This is a genomic window from Streptomyces sp. GQFP (assembly GCF_021545335.1).
Lineage (GTDB): Bacteria > Actinomycetota > Actinomycetes > Streptomycetales > Streptomycetaceae > Streptomyces.
Genome location: NZ_CP089312.1, coordinates 2842720 through 2862692 on the forward strand (window position 1 = coordinate 2842720; position 19973 = coordinate 2862692).

The following is a 19973-nucleotide window of genomic DNA, read 5'->3' on the forward strand; positions in this document are numbered from 1 at the left end:
GAACAGGAGGTGGCCCTTTGTGGACTGCTTGCTGGCCGTTTACCGGCCGTCCGTCGTTCCGTTTACCGACCGTCAGTCGTTGCCGTTGCCCGGCGTCGTCTTCTGGATCTGCATCAGGAACTCGGCGTTCGACTTCGTCTGCTTCATCTTGTCGAGGAGCAGCTCGACCGCCTGCTGCTGGTCGAGCGCGTGCAGCACCCGGCGCAGCTTCCAGACGACCCCGAGCTCGTCGGGGGCGAGCAGGATCTCTTCCTTACGGGTACCGGACGCGTCGACGTCCACCGCCGGGAAGATGCGCTTGTCGGCGAGCTTCCGGTCGAGCTTCAGCTCGGCGTTGCCGGTGCCCTTGAACTCCTCGAAGATGACCTCGTCCATGCGAGACCCGGTGTCCACCAGCGCGGTGGCGAGGATGGTCAGCGAGCCGCCGTCCTCGATGTTGCGGGCCGCACCGAAGAAGCGCTTCGGCGGGTACAGGGCCGTCGAGTCGACACCACCGGACAGGATGCGGCCGGAGGCCGGGGCGGCGAGGTTGTACGCACGGCCCAGACGCGTGATCGAGTCGAGCAGCACGACGACGTCGTGACCCAGCTCCACCAGACGCTTGGCGCGCTCGATGGCCAGCTCGGCGACCGTGGTGTGGTCCTCGGCCGGACGGTCGAAGGTCGAGGAGATGACCTCGCCCTTCACCGACCGCTGCATGTCGGTGACCTCTTCCGGACGCTCGTCGACCAGGACGACCATCAGGTGGCACTCGGGGTTGTTGTGCGTGATCGCGTTGGCGATCGCCTGCATGATCATGGTCTTGCCGGTCTTCGGCGGGGCCACGATCAGACCGCGCTGGCCCTTACCGATCGGCGCGACGAGGTCGATGATGCGGGTGGTGAGGATGCCCGGGTCCGTCTCCAGACGCAGGCGGTCCTGCGGGTAGAGCGGGGTCAGCTTGTTGAACTCCGGGCGGCCACGGCCGTGTTCGGGCGCCATGCCGTTGACGGAGTCGAGGCGGACGAGCGCGTTGAACTTCTCGCGGCGCTCCCCTTCCTTCGGCTGACGGACCGCGCCGGTGACGTGGTCGCCCTTGCGCAGGCCGTTCTTGCGGACCTGGGCGAGGGAGACGTACACGTCGTTCGGGCCCGGCAGGTAGCCCGACGTACGGATGAAGGCGTAGTTGTCGAGGATGTCCAGGATGCCCGCGACGGGGATCAGGACGTCGTCGTCGGCGACCTGCGGCTCGTTCGGGCCGAACTCCTCGCGCCCGCGCCGGCCCCGGCGGTCCCGGTAGCGGCCACGACGGCCACGGCGTCCGCCGTCGAAGTCGTCGTCGTCCTGCGGGCCGTTGTCGCGCGGACCACTGTCACGCTGGTCCCGCTGCTGGCGGTCCTGGCGCTCGGCACGGTCCTGGCGGCCCTGACGGCCGTCACCCTGCTGGCCCTGGCCCTGCTGGGTACCGCGCTGCTGGGCGCCGCCCTGCTGCTCGTCGCCCTTGTTGCCCCGGCGGTCGCGGTCCCGGCCGCGGTCTCCGCGGTCCCGGCGGTCGCGGCGGCCCTGGCGGCCGTCGCCGTCACCGGCGTCGCCCTGCGGCTGCGCGGCCGGCGTCTCGGCCTTCGGCTCGTTCTTCGCCTCGGCGACAACCGTCTCGGGGCTGCCGGCCTCGGCCGTGGCACGGCGCCGGCGGCGCTCGGCCGGGGCATCGTCGCTGGCGGGCTGACCGGGGATCTCGATCTGCTGCTGGGCCACGGCCTTCTCGGCGGGCGGCGCCTCGACCTGCACGGCCGCCTTCTGCTCTGCGGCGGCGGGCGCGGCGTCCTCGCCCGTACGGGCCTTGGAGGTGGCGCGGCGCTTCGGCTTGGCCTCGGCGGCGTCCCCGGCGGGGGAGGCGGCCTTGGAGGTCCCGCCTCCGGCCTGCGCCTCCTTGATGACCTCGATCAGCTGGCTCTTGCGCATCCGCGCAGTGCCCTTGATGCCGAGGCCGGATGCGACCTGCTGCAGCTCGGCCAGCACCATGCCGTCGAGGCCGGTACCGCGGCGCCGCCGGGAGCCGGCACCCGTGGCAGGCGCGGAGGCGTCCGTGGAGGGCGCGGCAGCGGTCTCCTCGACACGTGCGCCCATCAGATCGGTGGTGTCGCTCACGAAGGGTCCTTCCCTGGAGCGGACGTCGGCCTGTCTGGCACGGCGACCGGTTGTGCTGTCCGGCTTCGGTCCTTCATGAGTGGACCGTGCCGGGGCGGTGGTCCGCCGAAGCGGCGGAAGAGGTTTCTGGTGATGGCGTTTCCCAAAGCCATGACACTGAGTGTCCGTGTCAGGCGGCTTGGTCACACCGGTTCCGGAGCGTGCCCTGAATGCCGCTCAGCGCCTGCACACGACGAATGGAACGTCGCATGAAACACAGAGTGGCTTGGGAGGCTCCCGGAAGAATGTCTGTCCCGGACGGGGACACAAAGCACCTCGCCATGGTGGGGTCGGGTGCAGACTTGAGGTTAACACTACCGGATCCAACAAACATTCCCCCTCTCCAAATCCGGCGACCGTATGTAGTTGAATGTCACAGCGTCGGAGGTCACGGCGTTGATTCAGCTCTCGCCGGGTGCCGCGAGCGGCATGACACTCGCGCCCCGGGCGTCGAGACCGAGCCGGTTGGCGGCCCAGCCCTCGCCCGCCAGCCGGGAGACCTTGTCGGCCGTCGCCTCGTCGGCCAGCGCAAGGACCGTGGGCCCCGCACCGGAGATCACCGCGGGGATGCCGTCGGCCCGTAGCCGCTCCACCAGCGCCGCGCTCTCCGGCATGGCGGGGGCGCGGTACTCCTGGTGCAGCCGGTCCTCGGTGGCCGGCAGCAGCAGTTCGGGGCGCCTGGTCAGGGCCTCGACGAGCAGACCGGCGCGCCCCGCGTTGGTCGCGGCGTCGACGTGCGGGACGGTGCGCGGCAGGAGACCGCGCGCGGTCTCGGTCAGCACCGGCTTCCCGGGCACGAAAACCACCGGAACGATGGAACCGTGGGGCTCCATCCTGATCGCCCGGGCGGCTCCGGCCTCCATCCAGGAGAGCGTGAACCCGCCGAGGAGACAGGCGGCGACGTTGTCGGGGTGACCCTCGATCTCGGTGGCGAGTTCGAGCAGCGCCTCGTCGTCGAGCCGGCTGTCGCCGCCTATGGTGACGGCCCGCGCGGCGACGATGCCGGCGCAGATGGCGGCCGAGGAGGAGCCGAGTCCCCGCCCGTGCGGAATGCGGTTGGCGCACACGATCTCCAGGCCGCGCGGCTGCCCGCCCAGCAGGTCGAAGGCGGTGCGCAGGGACCGTACGAGGAGGTGGTTCTCGTCGCGCGGGAGGGTCTCGCTGCCCTCACCCGCGATGTCGATGTGCAGCCCGGAGTCGGCCACCCGGACGACCACGTCGTCGTACAACCCCAGCGACAGGCCCAGGGCGTCGAAGCCCGGACCGAGATTGGCGCTGGTGGCGGGGACGCGCACCCGGACGGCGGCGGCGCGGAACGCTGGACCGGCCATCGCTCGATGACTCTCCTTGAGCTGCGATTTCGTCGAAGACATGCGATACGACACTGGAAAACGGCTACTGAAATACGGCTGAGGACCTGCACGGAGACCCTCGGACCGCTGGGACGACGCGGCGCCGTGCCATGTGCCGGGGCATATGCGGCGGGCGGGTTCACCCCAGCTTATCGAAGGAAGGTTCTGTGGCGACATAGGGCGCACAGGAGGCGCACGATGCGTGTCGTAAGCCCCCTGTGCACCCGCCGTAGGGACTACGTAGGGAGTACCCCGGTTCGGATGGTCAGTACCCGGTCTACGCGAGTCCGAGTCGCTCGGCGGCGGTCGCGGCGTCCACCGGCACGACGACCGGCCTCGGTGCGCCCTCCGTGGCCCAGCCCGGGTCCTTCAGGCCGTTGCCGGTGACCGTGCAGACGATGGTCTGGCCCGGGTCGACCTTGCCCTGCTCGGCCAGCTTCAGCAGACCGGCGACGGACGCGGCGGACGCGGGCTCGACGAAAACGCCCTCCTGCGCGGCCAGCAGCCGGTAGGCGCGCAGGATCTCACGGTCCGTCACCTCGTCGATGAGGCCGCCCGAGTCGTCGCGCGCGGCCAGCGCCTGCTTCCAGGACGCCGGGTTGCCGATCCGGATCGCGGTGGCGAGCGTCGAGGGGTCCTTGACGACCTCGCCGCGCACGATCGGGGCACTGCCGGACGCCTGGAACCCCCACATGCGCGGGGTGCGCCGGGCGATGCCGTCGGCGGCGTACTCGGTGTAGCCCTTCCAGTACGCGGTGATGTTGCCCGCGTTGCCGACCGGCAGGACGTGGATGTCGGGCGCGTCGCCGAGCATGTCGACGATCTCGAAGGCGGCCGTCTTCTGTCCCTCGATACGCACCGGGTTGACCGAATTCACCAGCGCCACGGGGTAGTTGTCGCTGAGCGACCGGGCGAGGGTGAGGCAGTCGTCGAAGTTGCCGTCGACCTGGAGGATCTTGGCGCCGTGAACGAGCGCCTGCCCCATCTTGCCGAGGGCGATCTTGCCCTGCGGCACGAGCACGGCCGAGACCATGCCCGCGCGCACGGCGTAGGCGGCGGCGGAGGCAGAGGTGTTGCCCGTAGAGGCACAGATAACAGCCTTGGCCCCCTCCTCCTTCGCGCGCGTGATGGCCATGGTCATACCGCGGTCCTTGAAGGACCCGGTGGGGTTGGCGCCCTCCACCTTGAGGTGGACCTCGCAGCCCGTGCGCTCGGAGAGCACCTGCGCGGGGACGAGGGGCGTGCCGCCCTCGCGGAGCGTCACGACCGGCGTGCTGTCGGAGACGGGCAGCCGGTCCCGGTACTCCTCGATGATTCCGCGCCACTGGTGGGTCATTGCTGGTTACTCTCCTTCAACCCGCATGATGCTGGCGACACCCCGCACGGTGTCGAGCTTGCGCAACGCCTCGACGGTTCCGCCCAGGGCGGCGTCGGACGCACGATGGGTGACGACGACGAGGGATGCCTCGCCGTCCTTGCCCGTCTGCCGAACCGTATCGATGGAAACCCCGTGCTCGGCGAACACGGTGGCCACCTGGGCGAGAACACCCGGTTTGTCGGCGACGTCGAGGCTGATGTGGTAGCGCGTGACGACATCGCCCATGCCCGAAACGGGCAGTGCGGCGTACGCCGACTCGCCGGGCCCGGTGGCCCCGTTCAGCCGGTTGCGGCACACGGCGACGAGGTCGCCGAGGACGGCGGACGCGGTCGGCGCACCGCCGGCACCGGGCCCGTAGAACATCAGCTGTCCGGAGGCGTCGGACTCGACGAACACGGCGTTGTAGGCGCCGCGCACGGAGGCCAGCGGGTGCGTCAGCGGAATCATGGCCGGATGCACACGCGCGGTGACGGACTGGCCGTCCCCGGCCCGCTCGCAGATGGCGAGCAGCTTGATGGTGCAGCCCATGTTCCTGGCGGAGGCGAAGTCGGAGGCGGTGACCTCGGTCATGCCCTCGCGGTAGACATCGTCGAGCCGCACGCGCGTGTGGAAGGCGATTCCGGCGAGGATGGCGGCCTTGGCGGCGGCGTCGAAGCCTTCGACGTCGGCGGTGGGGTCGGCTTCGGCGTACCCAAGGGCGGTGGCCTCATCAAGGGCCTCCTGATAGCCGGCCCCCGTGGAGTCCATCTTGTCGAGGATGAAGTTAGTGGTGCCATTGACGATCCCCAGCACCCGGTTCACCTTGTCACCGGCGAGGGACTCGCGCAGCGGCCGGATGAGCGGGATGGCACCGGCGACGGCGGCCTCGTAGTACAGGTCGGCGTCGTGGTCCTCGGCGGCGGCGTGGAGGGCGGCGCCGTCCTGGGCGAGGAGGGCCTTGTTGGCGGAGACGACGGACGCGCCGTGCTCGAAGGCGGCGGTGATGAGGGAGCGAGCGGGCTCGATACCCCCGATGACCTCGACGACAACATCGATGTCGCCGCGTTTGACGAGGGCGGTGGCGTCGGTGGTGACAAGGGCGGGGTCAATACCCTCACGCACTTTGGAGGGCCGCCGAACGGCAACCCCGGCCAACTCAACGGGCGCACCAATCCTGGCGGCGAGATCGTCGGCGTGCGTCGTCATGATGCGCGCCACCTCTGAGCCGACAACCCCACAGCCCAGCAGCGCCACCTTCAGCGGACGCGTACGCATCATCCGACCTCGTTTCCTCATACCGTCTAGGTTCGACAAGTCTCACTCACCGGACTGAAGTTTCTATCCATCGTCCGGATCGTGAGATGTTTATTTCGTTTTCCGGGCGGCGGAAGACAGGAGATCTTCCGCCGCGGTGTGCAGCGGGTTTCTGATGTGCAGCGGGTTTCTTTGGTCTCATCCCACGTCGAGACGGAGAAGATCCTCCTCGGTCTCCCGCCTCACGATCACCCGCGCCTCGCCTTCCCGCACGGCGACGACGGGCGGCCGAAGGGCGTGGTTGTAGTTGCTGGCCATGGACCGGCAGTACGCACCGGTCGCCGGCACCGCGATGAGATCACCGGGTGCCAGGTCAGCGGGCAGGAAGGCGTCCTTGACGACGATGTCCCCGCTCTCACAGTGCTTGCCGACGACCCGCACGAGCATGGGCGCGGCCTCGGAGGTCCGGGAGACGAGAGCGACGCTGTACTCGGCGTCGTAGAGCGCGGTACGGATGTTGTCGGACATCCCACCGTCGACGGACACGTACGTCCGCAGGCCGTCGAGGGGCTTGATGGTGCCGACCTCGTAGAGGGTGAAGGCGGTGGGCCCGACGATGGCGCGCCCGGGCTCGACGGAGATACGGGGGGTGCGGAGCCTGGCGGTTTCGCACTCACGGCTGACGATCTCTGTCAGAGCCTTGGCGATCTCGTGCGGCTCACGGGGATCGTCGTCGCTGGTGTAGGCGATCCCGAGCCCACCCCCAAGATCGATCTCGGGCAGCTCGACCCCGTGCTCGTCACGAATGCCCTTGAGCAGCCCGACGACGCGATGCGCGGCGACCTCGAACCCGGACATGTCGAAGATCTGGGACCCGATGTGCGAGTGAATCCCGATCAGCTCAAGCCCATCGAGCTGCAGCGCCCGCCGCACGGCCTCGGCGGCCTGCCCACCGGCAAGCGGAATACCGAACTTCTGGTCTTCATGGGCGGTAGCGATGAACTCATGGGTATGAGCTTCAACACCGACGGTGATACGAATCTGCACGCGCTGCCGCTTGCCGAGGGACTGCGCGATGTGGGCGACGCGCACGATCTCCTGGAAGGAGTCGAGCACGATCCGCCCGACACCGGCGCGAATGGCGGTCTCGATCTCCTCGACGGACTTGTTGTTGCCGTGGAAGGCGATGCGATCGGCGGGCATACCGGCGGAGAGGGCGGTGGTCAGCTCACCCCCCGAGCAGACGTCAAGGTTGAGCCCTTCGTCGTGCAACCACCGCACAACGGCACGCGAGAGAAACGCCTTACCGGCATAGAAGACGTCGGCGTCGGGCCCGAAGGCGGTACGCCAGGCGCGGGCACGCTCACGGAAGTCGGTCTCGTCGAGGAAGTAGGCGGGGGTCCCGAACTCCTCGGCGAGCGTCGTGACCTCGATCCCTCCCACGGTGACGACACCGTCAGGGGTACGGGTGACGGTGGACGCCCAGACCTTCCCATCGAGGGCGTTGAGGTCGGCGGGCGGCGCGGAGGGGTGCCCCTCGGGCAGCACATCGGCGTGACGGGGCCCGGCGGGGTGTGCGGAACGGCTCATGGCTGGTGCGGCTTCCTCGGAGGTGTCAAGACATGTCAGTCCAGACATGTCAGAGGTATGTCAAAGGTATTCGGGTGCGTCGATGCCGAGCAGGGACAGGCCGCCGGCCAGCACCGTCCCGGCGGCTTCGGCGAGCGCGAGCCGGGCCCGATGGGCGGCCGAGGGTTTCTCGTCGCCGAGCGGCAGCACGGTGGGCGTGAAGGCGAGCGTGGCATCGGCGACGGTGACGAGATGCCGGGCGAGCCGGTCCGGGGCGCGGTGGGTGGCGGCGCTGAGGAGGAGGCGGGGGTGGTCGGCGAGGGGGCTGAGGAGAGCAGGGGGGGCTGCCGGTAGGCCGGTGAGGTCACCGGGGTACGCCGTGAAGCCGAGATCGGCGGCGTTGCGACCGAGGGCGCGGGTACGGGCGTAGGCGTATCGCACCCGGAAGAGGGGGTTGCTCTCCCGCTGGACCAGGTGCTCGGCGCCGATACGGGGCCGGTCGTGGGGCGCGGGGTGGAGGAGGGCCCAGCGGGCGGCGTCGGGGCCGAGGGGCGTGGGGTCGCGGGGGGCTGGGGGGAGGGTGCGGAGGTCAAGAGTCTCGAGAGTCTCGACGTCATGGGCGGCACTCTGTTGGCTGCTGCCGCGCTGGATGTGAACCCGGCCGCCTTGGGTGGCGAGGATGCGTACGAGGGCGTCGGCGAGGACGTCGGCGCGGACCTCACTCTTACTGGGCAGCAGGACCGACAGCACTTGCCCGGCGAGGGCGTCGCTGTGCCCGTACCGCGGGCCCTGGCTTCGAATCTCCCGTACGAGGGCTGCGGGGGCGGCGCTGTCGACGCTGATGTTGAGGAATCCGGGCCCGGTGATCTCGACGTCGCGGACACCGGGGGCGACGCTGATCCGCTCACGCAGCACTTCGGCGACGTAGCGGGGGGTGCGTCCGGCGGGCCGAGCCAGCTGCAGCGCGATGTTCGTGGCGTAGTCCCCGGTGCCGCCGGGCCCGGGCACGGAAACGACGGCGCGTGCGGGGACGGCGACGCTGAGCTCTCCCTCGTCGACAGCACGACGCACCGCGCACAGCACGGTACGGGACAGCTCGACGGGGGTCACGGGACAAGGGTATGGGAGGAGGGGGGTGGGGGTGCGACTGGGTTTGCGGGGGTCCGGGATGTGGACGGGGGAGAGCGGCGGAGGTGAGAGACGGGAAGACTGGGAGAACGGTGCCCGGGTCAGCCGCTGGCGCCCCAGCCGGCGCGCTCGGCTTCGTTGGGGGCACCGAGGGGTGGCGCGAGGGCGCTCTCGAGGGACGCGCTGTCCCGTCCCCGCTCGGCCAACTGCCGTACGAGGCCGATGAGTTCGGCGGGGTCGAAGGGCTTGGCGAGAAAGGCGTCGACGCCGACATCGAGGCCGGCCTCGACCTCGTACTGCGAACAGGCGCTGATGATGGCGAGGGGCAGGTCGCGAGTACGGGGGTCAGCGCGCAGGCGGGCGGCGGTGCGCAGACCGTCGAGCCGGGGCATCGCGACGTCGAGGGTGACGACATCGGGGCGCACCTGATGAACGACTTCCAGACACTCGGCACCGTCAGCAGCGGTCACGACCTCGAAACCCTCCAGTTCGAGGTTGACCCTGATCAGCTGCCGGATGACCTTGTTGTCGTCCACAACAAGCACCCGGCCGGACACGCCTGGCACAAGTCGAGGGTAGGTCGAGACCGGCCACCGCGTCCGGCTTTTCCCCACTTCCACGCGCGCGAGCGAGCGCCGGCCCGGTCCCCCGGGACCGCCAAAACCCGTTCCTGATCACCCCGAACGAGCTGGTAGTGTTCTACCCGTCACCGCGCAACGCGCCAGACACGCCCCCGTAGCTCAGGGGATAGAGCAACGGCCTCCGGAGCCGTGTGCGCAGGTTCGAATCCTGCCGGGGGCACCTTGAATGAGGTGCCTAAAGACCCCGCCATCAGCGCAGTAGCTGAGGACGGGGTCTTCGCGTGTGTGCAGGCGGATGCCGCCGAAAGCAGCTGTTTGCCAGTGATCACGTAATGGTGACGTAATGATCTTGAGGGGTCTTCCGGCAGGTCAGCGACCGTTTCCCGAAGCCCTCAGCGTAGCTTTCCGACACACCTCCGACACAGCCGCTGAAGCCCCGGATCGCTCCAGGGCTTCAGTGTGTGCGTGAGTGGTGCGTGGGCCGCCTTCAGCCTTCGGCGTCGAGCCCCTCCCCCAGCCCCTTCAGGATCCGGTCGTTCATCACCTGCTCCTGCCCGTCGATGCACTTCGCGTAGGTCTTCAGCAGGACATCCACGGAGTGCCCGGCCCGAGCCGCCACCTCCGGAGCGGGCACGCTGGAGTTGAGCCACTGCGAGACGCCCGCGTGCCGGAGGTCGTACGGCCGGAAAGCCAGCACCGAGGAGACCTGCCACGGTACGAGCGCCAACTCGCGCGTCTGCTTCCACACGCGCGAGTACGACGACGCGGCCACGACGTTGCCCCGCTCGCGAAGAGCCGGCCGTCCTTCGCCGTGCCGAACTCCTTCAGGTGCTCACGGAGCAGCACCACCAGCGGAGGCGGGATCGGCACGATGCGCACCTCACCTTGCGCGCGTTGCTTGAGGCCCCGCCGGTCGTGCGCCTCGCCCGAGTCGGTCCACGCCTTGCCCGCGGTCGGACGCGTCTCGGTCAGCTCTATACGACCCCAGCCTTTCGCGGGAAGCGTGCAGTCCGAACGGCGTAGGCCCAGCGCCTCACCGGGGCGCATCGCCGCGTAATACAGGCATCCGAAAAAGGCCCGCAGCCGTCGACCGCTCGCCCGCTCATAGCCACCGACGTACGTCACGGCCACCAGCAGCTCCCGCGCCTGCCGAGGGTTGACCACAACTCGTCGGTCAACCTCTTGGACGGGTCGCTTCCCCCGCTTGCGCCGCACCCGACCGAGGGGGTTGGAAGGAAGAGCCTCCAACTCGACAGCGAACTCAAGGGAGTTGAAGACGACTGCCCTCCGCCGCCGGTACGTCTGCGTCGCCGCAGGCTTGCCGTCCAGCTTCCGGCCGAGCGCATCGATCAGTTCGTGAACCCGCGCGATCTCCTGCAACTCCGCCACCGGCAGCGACGACTTCTCAAGCCACCGCACCGCCGCAGCGATCTCCTCGGGCCGCCCACGCTCCCGCCGAGGCGGAGGCAGTACGTGCGAGCGCAGCGCCCGCCGCAGGTTCTCGGGTGTGGGGCGCCCGCGTCCCGGTTTGACCAGCGCGGGCAGGACCGTCGCCAGCGAGTCGGTCATGCTGTCCCGCTGCTTCGCCGACGCCTCCGCCCACCGGGCATCGATGTACTTGAGCGTCAGCTCCACGAACGACAGCGCCACCTTTCCACCGCGCAGCGAGTCCGGCAGACCCGTCACGGTGTCGAACGGCTCGCCCTTGTCGGCCGCCCGCAACAGCTTCGCGCGGAAGCGGTCGGCCAACGCCTTCGTCTTGTGCGATTCGTGGAAGGGTTCGCCGTCGACGGACCAGCGGACGAGGTACGTCGGTTTCTTCGCGGAGCGGTTGATGCTGAGCTTCCAGATGCCGACCTTGTACGACTTCACGACGCGGCCCCCTCCGCACGCTCCGCCAACCAGTCGTTGAGCACGTCACGGCGGACCCGTAACTCGCCGTTCGGCAGACGGATACAGGCCGGCGCGATGCGCAGTTCCCGCCAGCGGTAGAAGGTGCGCCGGGAGATCCCGCCCAGTTCTTCGAGCACCTCCCGCACGGTGAGCAGTTCGGCCGCCTTCTCACGCGCCATGACGACCACCGCCCTCCTGCACGGAGGCAGCCAAGAGCGCCGCCTCCGGTGAGTAGCCGCGCCCGGCATAGCGCCATTGGCCAACCGTGATCGTCGACCGCGCGCCGATGCCGAGAGCCGTCCGCTGCTCCTCCGCACGGTGTTCGGCACGAGCTTCACGGAGCGCGGTCAGTGTCGTCGAATAGCGCCGCGACTTGGTGGAGAAATGGCCGCCGTAGCCGAGCATGTGCGCCCAGCGCCGCAATCCGAGCGGTTCGAACGCGGGCAGACCACCGAGCCACCAGCACGTACTGATCATGCGGAGGACATGCGCCCGGACCGGCAGCATGACCAGTTCCCGCGCTTGGTGAATCCGGCCGTCGACAGCGCCAGCGGACTCGGCACCCTTCGTGGCGTACTTCGCGATGTAGCCCGCGACAGCCGCGGAGGTCAGCCGCTCCCCCGCCCCGAACGCCGCGATGGGCCGCACATCGACCTGTTCGCCGAAGCGGAGGAAGCGAGTACCGACGACATCCGCGCCAGGAGCGACGAGCCGTACGCGACCAACAACCGCGGATACCCCATCCGTCAGCAGAGCCGTTGTCGCCCAACCAGGCGGAGTCGAGGCCGGTCCCTCCGGTCCGTCGACACGGATCACGGCATGGAAGTGGACCAGGCCCCGCCGCTGGTACTCGGCCACTTTCGCGTACGACAACCGGGCCACGTCCCCGAACTCGGTACGGGACAGCCCGACGCGCCGTGCAACCTCACGGCGCAGCTCCAGCGCGAACCGGTGCCACAGCTGACCGGCGTACGCCTGCCAGAGGACAGCCCCGGCATAGTCGTAGCAGCGCGGGCACAGGGGCTCGCCAAGGCGGGGCTCACCCTCTGCGTGCCGCTCATGGCATCCGATGGGCGAGCCATGCGGGCAGCGCTCCCCCACCTTCCGGGGACGGCATGCCCGTACACGTCCCGCACGCTCCCGACGGGTGTGAACCGGGCCGAAGCCGGGAGCGGTGAGGGTGGCGAACACCCGAGGGTGCCCGCTCACCGACTCCGTGACGTCCTTGCCCCCGACCAGCCCGGCCCGGATCAGTTGATAGGTGTCGGCCCGGTAGAGGCGAGAGCAAGATGGGCAGACCGTCGCCCGTCGGTTGCCGCATGCGGTCAGGAGTCGACCGCCGTAGACGTCCGACGCGTACGAGAACAGGGCCTCGCCCGTAGTCGTGTCGACGACCGTTGCCCCGCCGACCAGGTGAATCGGGTTGGTGCAGCCGGCGAGGCGGACGATGTTGCGCCGCCAGGCCGCGAACTCCGGCTCTGCTGCCCTGGTGAGCAGGGCAGCAACGCTCTTCGGCAGGGATGCGGTCATTGCCGACCACCTCCCCCGAACGCCTGCCACATCACGGCGGCTATCGCTTCCGTCCGTGTCTTGGCGCTGAACCGGAGCGTCGGGTCCGTGAGCCAGAGTGCGGCGGCGTGTGCCGGGCACAGATGCCGCTCGAAGCCGTCGAGCCCGACGAGGACGATCTGTTCCCGTCCCGTGCAGGTCGACACCTCGGAGTCGGCGACCCTCAGTTCGCACTCCGGCAGAGGGGATTTGCGCGAACGATGCGCGGTGGACAAAGTGTGAGTACTCCTTTCACTGCTCACGTGGCGGATGGAGTGGGTTCCTGACGGGGTCGGGTTTGGCGACTTCGCGCCCCGTCGGGAGCCCGTCGTACGGGCGATCACTGGCGCTCCTCGGGCGGTATCGCGATCACGCTGTACGCGATCGGCCCGAAGATGCGGCGTGCGTCGTAGTAGCCCTCGCCGATGTCGTCCACCGGAACGCCGAGTGGTGCGGCGACGTGCTCCGCGCCCTCCCTGCGAGCGGTGGAGTCGGCTGCGTCGACGAAGACGCCGAAGGACGCGCAGCGCGGTACGAAGACACTGGGGTTGGCGGTGAGGAAGTCCGCCAGCTCGCGCAGACCGGCGATGAACTCGGCCCGGTCACCGGAGCGGATTTCGTACTTGGGCATGGCTCGCCCACCTCTCTGTTGTTCGGTCATCGGGGGAAGTCGCTTCAGAAGCGGAGTTGGCCGAGGAACCCGCCGACCGCGACGAGGACCGTTCGAACCACCGGCGCTGCCAAGGTCGTTGCCAGCAGGAAGCCGAAGGTTCCGCAGAGCAGTGCGTCCGCCCACCGCAGGTAGCGGATGCGGAGCAGGAACCAGATCAACAGGCCGAGCAGCAGTACGGCCGACATGGACACCAGCACGGCAGTTCCCCTTCACTTGGCCTCGGTGAGCAGTTCGGGCAGGACCGGGGCGAGGTGCGCGTACTCAGCCGCGATGGCCTCGGCGTCCGTCTCGGTGATGAGGTGGGAGCGAGCACGTTCCCAGCCGTCGCCCGAGGCCAGTACGGCCGTACCTGCCTGTTCCGGGGTGATGGCTTGTGCGGCTTTGAGCGCGTCGGGGTTGAGGTCTCCGAGCGCCATTTCCGCGGTACCGGGGTCGGCCACCCGGTGGCACACGCGTCCGCCGAGTTGGGCACGCAGCGCCGTGACGCCAGGCCCCAGGTCGGAGCCGACTCGCTGGCCGGCCACGACGAGGAACACCCCGAGCGCCGCGCCGAGTTGGGCGAGCCGGATCAACGCCGTACCGGCCGCGTGCGCTTCGTCTTTCTCGTTCCGGCTCGCGACGAGGAACTGAGGGGCCACGAAGTTTCCGGACGGGGACCCAATAGGGTTGTCCTGAACAGGAAACGAGGAAGAAGTGGCGCCACCCAGTAAGTACTCGCCGGAGTTCCGCGAGGAAGCCGTCCAGATCGCGTTGAGGTCAAGCAAGACGATCTCCGAAGTCGCCCGGGAGCTTGAGCTGAACCCGGAGACACTACGCGGCTGGGTCAAGAAGCAGCAGGAACCGGCTCCCGACGCCGAACTGACGGTAACCGAGCGGGCGCGCCTGAAGGAACTCGAACGACGCAACCGCGAGCTGGAGATGGAAGTTACCTTCCTGAAAAAAGCCGCAGCGTACTTCGCGAAGGATCCCCGGTAGCAAGCAAGTACGAGTTCATCGACGAGATGCGGCTCGACACCGAGGAGTACGCATACAGCGTCGAGTTCATGTGCGGCCGACTCGGCGTATCTAGATCCGGCTACTACGACTGGCGATCCCGCCCGGAATCCGCGACGACCCAGCGGCGCGAAGAATTGAAACTGCTCGTCGAGAAAGCCTTCGACATGTCCGACGGCACCTACGGACACCGGCGCATCCAGGCCCAGCTGCACCGCTGGGGCGTCACCGCGGGACTGGAGCTCGTCCGCCGGCTCATGCGCGAGCTGGGCCTTGAGCCCTGCCAGCCGCAGCCGAAGAGGTTCAGCCTCACCAAGGCCGCGGCCGGCCAGGTGCCGGACCTCGTCGGGCGCAACTTCACCGCGGATGCGCCCGGCGAAAAACTCGTCGGCGACATCACCTACATCTCGACCGGGGAAGGCTGGCTGTACCTCGCAACGGTCATCGACTGCTGCACGAAGGAAGTCATCGGTTACGCAATGGACGACCACTACCAAACCCCACTGATATCCAGGGCGATCCACAACGCGGCACGCAACAGGAACCTCTCGGCCGGCGCGATATTTCACTCCGACCGCGGAAGCAACTACATGTCAGCCGAGTTCGGGAAGACGCTCGACCGGTACGGACTCCGCAGATCTTCCGGCCGCACCGGGATCTGTTTCGACAATGCCATGGCCGAATCATTCTTCGGCGCCCTGAAGAACGAGCGTGCATCAAGGGTGACTTACCTGACCCGCGAGGCCGCCCGGCAGGACATCACTCGCTACATCGAATTCTGGTACAATCGCAAACGCCTCCACTCGGCAGTGGGTTACCGCCCTCCGCGCGAAGTCCACGCCGAATACGAGAAGTTGCGAATTACCGCGTGAAACAGACGGTCAGACACCTGTCCGGAAAACGCGAGGCCCCTCACCCGCTCCTGCACGTCATCCGGGTGACACTCACAGAGGCAGACAAGCCGCTGGCCCTGGAGGAGTTCCACCTCCCCGGCGACGATCTGGAACTGTCCTTCAGGCTGTAGCCGAACCCCTGTTGGCTCAGACCTTCTCTACGTCATCAAGGCGGCTCGCTCCGCTCCCCGCGCGCGGCCCGGCCCCCGGCCGGGCTCGCGCTCCTGTCTTCCGCCCCGCTCCAGCCCGGCCGGCGCCCAAGCCGTGCTCGATAGCAATCAGCCGCTTGTGTAGAAGGGGTACGTCGTGGCTGGGGCGGTCGGCTCCACGGCTTTACGGAGCCAATTTGGCGCGAGCCTCGACAGCCAGATCCACAGACCACCCACGCCGGAAGCACACGAGGCAATGATCACTCACGCCAAAGCAGCGCCACAAAGCCGCTCCACCGACCTCTACAGAGACGTGTTAGCGCCTCAACATAACGACCGCGTCACCTTGAGGCTTGAGGCATGGAGGCTAGATACGGAGCAACCATCCCCCCGTCTTCATACACCTCCAGTGACGCACGAATCTCAGAGTACAGTGCTTCTATTGAGGCGTTCAGGGCAATATAGCCGTCCTGATAAAAGAATGACACCGGCGCTAGCGCGTGCAGACCTCGAACCAAGCCCTCTAGTTCGCTCTCAGCTCCGGTCCAATTGTCTGCAATCATCCAGGCATGAAGATGCTGGATCTTAGTGGCGACTGGCTTATCGCTGAACTTCTCAAGAACTTGAACCAGTCGATCAATCCGAGGCCGAGGAACCGAGACGCTCGCTTCTTGTTGCCTAATCCAGTTAGCAGTGTCCGCCGGCGAACGGAGATCGAAAAGTGGTCTAATCGAAGCAGGAGACAAGCCCTGCAACGGAAATACCTCGACTAGCTTTGCCAGGTCAGCCACGCGGATAGGAACGATATCGTCGTTCTCGCAGACTTTGGACAGCAGAGCCTCAGGATCCTCTGCGCCTTGAAAATCTGGGGCAACAACCACCGTAAAGCTAGGCTTAATCTCGACGGATGTATCCTTCGCCAAGCTCTCGCGATGCACACGAAGGATAGATGTCCTGGCCGTGTCGGCCCGAATCCTGGCCACCTTCGAGGTGTTTTCTATCGGGATCTCAACGCCGTCGTCGTCGAGGTGAATTACAACCGATTCACCACTCGACTTCGCATCGTAAGTAAATGCATAGCTAGATGATTGGGCATTTTCTTGACGCCGCCCGAGTCGAGCAGTTGCGATTCCATCCGTCCCATGAGTTGCGCCTCCACGTTTCACTACGTGGAAACCCAGCATAGAAAAGGCATCAGCAACCGCATCTTCTAGATCATCTTTTCTATTTCGTGCATCATTCAGGTGCTGAGCAATCACCGTGGCCGACCTCGGGTATCGCTTAACCAGTGCCCTGAGGAATGAATCTCGCCGTCGCATAACACGCTCAACGACTTCTGGAGCCACGTTCTCGTCAAGCATGTACGCCTCTGTCAGGAGCTCAGTGAGGCCCAGGAGGCGAAGAGGTTCATCGACCTTCTTAGCGTCTTTATAATTCGCTACGAACGGGTGCGATTCGTTGAGGACTACAGTTCTCCGGACCGGATCATAGGAGACAAAACGCGCACTGGAGAGCTGAGGTTCCATGACGATCTTTTCCACCAGATCGTCTTTGCTCTCCACTGCATTGACCATGTCCTCCTCTTGGGAGGGGACAATGCCAAGACTGTCCTGAACGACGCTATCGCCCTCTGCCGCACGCCTTAGCATTCGGCGTAGCGGCCCCTGGCTCAACGCCAGGGGAGGCTCAGCCAGTCTGTTATCTTTTCCGATTCGCCCCAGTTTATCGTCCCGGTCCTTTTCCTGAGCTATTGTGCGCGCCCTGTTGAAGACCGCCTTAAGATAAGATTTTACCTCATCCAGCGCGAGAGACTCTTTGATACTTTCTCGTGCGCTGGCCACCCCATCATCGAGCCCGTCGGCCCACACTTCCATAAAGAAGCGGCTCAAGGTTCCATGTCGCAGCTCGACATCTAGATCAAAGTCTGCCGCCTCCACTCCCAGATTGATAAGCCTCCCCCGAACACGAACGAAGAAGCCGTGACTTCTCTCAATCCGTTCGCTTTTACCTGAATTGATGGGATCCTTGAAGAGGATCGCTTTACCGGCAATAAGTCCAGCGTGGGGCAACTGGAGAGCGCTCGCCGTAGAACCATCTGGAAGCTCGATCTCTGAGGTCGCCAATTGCGCCCACTCGGATTTCTTTCCCTTACCGCGACCAGGAAGCTGCCCCTCGTCCTTGCCGACCACAAAATCCCAAAGCCGCTCCTTATCGGCCTTGGTTGACTCCAAGTCCTCTGCATTGTAGTAGAGCTTGAAATCTGGATGCAGCGGCAGGGCGGTTCGCAGAATCCACCTCAGCCTGCCAAGCTCAATTTCTGCAGCGGCAGGCTTCAGGTCAGTAAGGATTACTGCTGTCCAGTGATCCGGCTCGTTATCTCGAATCGCCTCAAGAAACGCATTGTTCTCACCCAAGGAATTGAAGGCATTCCCCAGCGCCAAGATGGCATCTTTTCGATTGAGCTCGACCATGTCCAATTGAAGGTCGATTGTATTTAGAAGCCCAGCGGGTGCATTCTCCAGAATAGAGAAGTCCATAGTGATAGCCCTATACACACCCCCCTGGTACACCAAGTAGGTGAGGGATCGAGCAAGGACGTATGTGGCGAGTTTACCGATCCCAAACTTACCAACTGGATTCTTGCGCCCAGCTGGTGGCGTTTGTGTCCTTTTCTTTGATTCGCCAATCTTCCAAAGATCATGGAGGTCACTTTGCCCCATCGACTCACCGTCATCACCAACGACGACTACGGCCCCGGGGGCCGCGAGGTCATTGGGAAGCGCCACCCATACGCGCTTAGCGCCAGCGTCATATGAATTGGTGATCAACTCTTCGAAAGCTTTATTGGGAGAGCTATAGAGCCCTTCAGAGAAGCGCTCAATGATGCCGAACGAGAGCTCAAGGGGAACACGGTCAACTAGCGAACCACCGCTGATAAGCGCTGAGACGGGAACGAGATGTTCCGCCTCAACAGATTTCACTGTAGGCTCATCAGGCTGCTGGGATTCTACGGTCACAGGTATTCCCCCCAGGGCAATTTGGATTCCTGTATGCCAGCGAACTAACGTGCTCTTGGGCGCTCAACCGTCAGGACTACCTCTTTGCGCATCCGCTTCGTCATCGAGGATGACGGATTAGCTGATGACACCGGAAGATACCTGCGGTTTTCCGGTAGAGCTCTTTCAGTTTGGTCGATCACCCGAAAACCAGACTCCTTGTACGCGCGGCAGACAAGGGAATCATTCTGGATATAGTTTCCACGCAGAGTTGAGTTACCGATCACCGTGATGACCCTAGTGCCGGGCTTACTAACGCGACGCAGCTCGTCGCCAAACATGCACAAGTCTCGCGCATACCTCGTAATTGTCGCAATGGGCAATAGACCCGGATTTGGTACGGACTGCTTGATTGAATCAACCATTGCCTCGACCCGCTCAGTGGACGGTTCCCCCAAGGCGCGTTCCGCGCCAATACTACTGGAGCGAATCTTTCGCAGTTCCGGAATAGAGTACCCAAGCCAAATAAGCGAAAGCTTGTGACCGCGCAGATAGTCAATGGCATTCAGGTAAGGGGGGGATGTAATAATTAGATCAACTGACTCATTTTCTAGTCGCAATGAGCGAGCATCGCCCTGCCCTACTAGAGCGGTACCTCGAACTTCTCGCTGGTCAAGAAGACGCTTGAGTTCCTTAACTGATTTAGTGAAGCCACCCAAGACATCGTACGAGGATTCCAGAATTACCCTGTGTGGACGACTGTGTGACGTATCGGCAGCAAGAGAAGCCCTCGGAGATTTGGTGACAATTGTTCGACTCAATGCAATCTGAAGGGCTTGCCTGACAAAGACATCTTCGAGGGAATTGATTACCCTGGAGATTCGGTTCAACTGCGTCCGTTGACTCTGACCAAACCAATACTCAGCAAACTTAACGGTTTCCCCGTCGGACCAAGGCAGAGACTTGATACGCGAGCGCTCCGCCATGGAGACAGCGCGTTCTGCTTCTTCGATCATGTTCAACGTGTCAACATGCTGGGTAGCAACTTTGCTCATCAAGACCGCGAGCGGATCCACATCGAACCCTTGAGCGCTATGTCCGTTTGCCGTTGCAGCTGCCAACACCGTGCCCGATCCGCACATGGGATCCAATACAGCTAGAGAGCCGCTCGCAGTGTCACCTTTGAGGTGGTCGATGGCGATATCCGGAGCCATCCGAGCCGGGAATGGATGGATCGTTCTGGCGCTCAAGCTGCACTCCTCCGTGTTGCCTGGGCGGCACTATTAAGCGTGCTGCAGGCATTTAATCAGTGTCGATCATTCCAGTCAACATGCAGTTACGTCTAGTTAGCAAGCGTCAGTGCCGGACGAAGCTGCTGCGCTCACCACACAGCCAAAGACCGGGGCGAGCAGGTCGTACGG

At 65.6% G+C, this 19973-nt stretch carries 17 protein-coding genes, 1 tRNA gene and 1 pseudogene; 3 read left to right on the forward strand and 16 right to left on the reverse strand.

Annotated features, from left to right (window positions below; all coding sequences use genetic code 11):
• Positions 1-72: 72 nt before the first annotated feature.
• The 7 genes from rho to LUX31_RS12335 all read right to left on the reverse strand — a co-directional run bounded on the left by rho (position 73) and on the right by LUX31_RS12335 (position 9392).
• A complete protein-coding gene (rho, locus tag LUX31_RS12305; RefSeq protein WP_235474818.1) occupies positions 73-2127 on the reverse strand; it encodes a transcription termination factor Rho in 2055 nt (684 codons plus the stop codon).
• A 440-nt stretch (positions 2128-2567) separates the two neighbouring features.
• Complete coding sequence (thrB, locus tag LUX31_RS12310; RefSeq protein ID WP_235474819.1) at positions 2568-3497, reverse strand: homoserine kinase; 930 nt, start codon at positions 3495-3497, stop codon at positions 2568-2570.
• Positions 3498-3795: 298 nt separating this feature from the next.
• Positions 3796-4854 carry a threonine synthase gene (gene thrC / locus LUX31_RS12315; protein ID WP_235474820.1) on the reverse strand — a complete coding sequence of 353 codons (1059 nt, stop codon included), beginning with the start codon at positions 4852-4854 and terminating at the stop codon, positions 3796-3798.
• 6 nt (positions 4855-4860) lie between these two features.
• Positions 4861-6153, reverse strand: coding sequence for a homoserine dehydrogenase (locus LUX31_RS12320; protein ID WP_235474821.1), 1293 nt, complete (start codon positions 6151-6153; stop codon positions 4861-4863).
• Positions 6154-6327: 174 nt separating this feature from the next.
• A complete protein-coding gene (gene lysA, locus LUX31_RS12325; protein WP_235474822.1) occupies positions 6328-7719 on the reverse strand; it encodes a diaminopimelate decarboxylase in 1392 nt (463 codons plus the stop codon).
• Positions 7720-7779: 60 nt separating this feature from the next.
• Positions 7780-8808: an ArgS-related anticodon-binding protein NrtL gene (gene nrtL / locus LUX31_RS12330; RefSeq protein WP_235474823.1), complete on the reverse strand. Its 1029-nt coding sequence runs from the start codon at positions 8806-8808 to the stop codon at positions 7780-7782.
• Positions 8809-8927: 119 nt separating this feature from the next.
• A complete protein-coding gene (locus tag LUX31_RS12335) occupies positions 8928-9392 on the reverse strand; it encodes a response regulator (protein WP_235474824.1) in 465 nt (154 codons plus the stop codon).
• A gap of 163 nt (positions 9393-9555) precedes the next feature.
• Between LUX31_RS12335 and LUX31_RS12340 the strand changes: the two genes are divergently transcribed.
• Positions 9556-9627: transfer RNA gene (locus tag LUX31_RS12340), tRNA-Arg, on the forward strand.
• A 267-nt stretch (positions 9628-9894) separates the two neighbouring features.
• On the opposite strand, the pseudogene LUX31_RS12345 reads toward LUX31_RS12340, so the two are convergent.
• The 7 genes and pseudogenes from LUX31_RS12345 to LUX31_RS12375 form a co-directional block, all read right to left on the reverse strand.
• Positions 9895-11279: pseudogene (locus LUX31_RS12345) on the reverse strand (tyrosine-type recombinase/integrase).
• Positions 11276-11479: a helix-turn-helix transcriptional regulator gene (locus LUX31_RS12350; protein ID WP_235474825.1), complete on the reverse strand. Its 204-nt coding sequence runs from the start codon at positions 11477-11479 to the stop codon at positions 11276-11278. Before LUX31_RS12350 ends, LUX31_RS12345 begins: the two are co-directional and overlap by 4 nt.
• The gene (locus LUX31_RS12355; protein WP_235474826.1) at positions 11469-12830 is read right to left on the reverse strand and encodes a replication initiator; all 1362 of its coding nucleotides are present in this window, start codon (positions 12828-12830) and stop codon (positions 11469-11471) included. The genes LUX31_RS12350 and LUX31_RS12355 overlap by 11 nt, the downstream gene beginning before the upstream one ends.
• Complete coding sequence (locus tag LUX31_RS12360; RefSeq protein ID WP_235474827.1) at positions 12827-13084, reverse strand: hypothetical protein; 258 nt, start codon at positions 13082-13084, stop codon at positions 12827-12829. The genes LUX31_RS12355 and LUX31_RS12360 overlap by 4 nt, the downstream gene beginning before the upstream one ends.
• 104 nt (positions 13085-13188) lie before the next feature.
• Positions 13189-13479, reverse strand: coding sequence for a hypothetical protein (locus LUX31_RS12365; RefSeq protein ID WP_235474828.1), 291 nt, complete (start codon positions 13477-13479; stop codon positions 13189-13191).
• Positions 13480-13523: 44 nt separating this feature from the next.
• Positions 13524-13718, reverse strand: a complete 195-nt coding sequence (locus LUX31_RS12370; protein WP_235474829.1) for a hypothetical protein — start codon at positions 13716-13718, stop codon at positions 13524-13526.
• Between the two features lie 12 nt (positions 13719-13730).
• On the reverse strand, positions 13731-14159 hold the full coding sequence (locus tag LUX31_RS12375; protein WP_235474830.1) for a hypothetical protein: 429 nt from the start codon (positions 14157-14159) through the stop codon (positions 13731-13733).
• A 55-nt stretch (positions 14160-14214) separates the two neighbouring features.
• Here LUX31_RS12375 and LUX31_RS12380 point away from each other — a divergent pair.
• Together LUX31_RS12380 and LUX31_RS12385 are read left to right on the forward strand one after the other, a co-directional pair.
• Positions 14215-15386, forward strand: a protein-coding gene (locus LUX31_RS12380) for an IS3 family transposase (protein WP_235474831.1) whose coding sequence is annotated in 2 segments (ribosomal slippage) — positions 14215-14470 and positions 14470-15386 — 1173 coding nt in all. Because the reading frame shifts where the segments join, the coding sequence is not laid out codon by codon here.
• Complete coding sequence (locus tag LUX31_RS12385; RefSeq protein WP_235474832.1) at positions 15383-15538, forward strand: hypothetical protein; 156 nt, start codon at positions 15383-15385, stop codon at positions 15536-15538. The genes LUX31_RS12380 and LUX31_RS12385 overlap by 4 nt, the downstream gene beginning before the upstream one ends.
• A gap of 359 nt (positions 15539-15897) precedes the next feature.
• On the opposite strand, the gene LUX31_RS12390 is transcribed toward LUX31_RS12385, so the two are convergent.
• Both LUX31_RS12390 and LUX31_RS12395 read right to left on the reverse strand, forming a co-directional pair.
• Positions 15898-18573, reverse strand: a complete 2676-nt coding sequence (locus tag LUX31_RS12390) for an ATP-binding protein (protein WP_235474833.1) — start codon at positions 18571-18573, stop codon at positions 15898-15900.
• A 44-nt stretch (positions 18574-18617) separates the two neighbouring features.
• Entirely contained in the window at positions 18618-19802 is a 1185-nt protein-coding gene (locus LUX31_RS12395) for a hypothetical protein (RefSeq protein WP_235474834.1), read from the reverse strand.
• Positions 19803-19973: the final 171 nt, after the last annotated feature.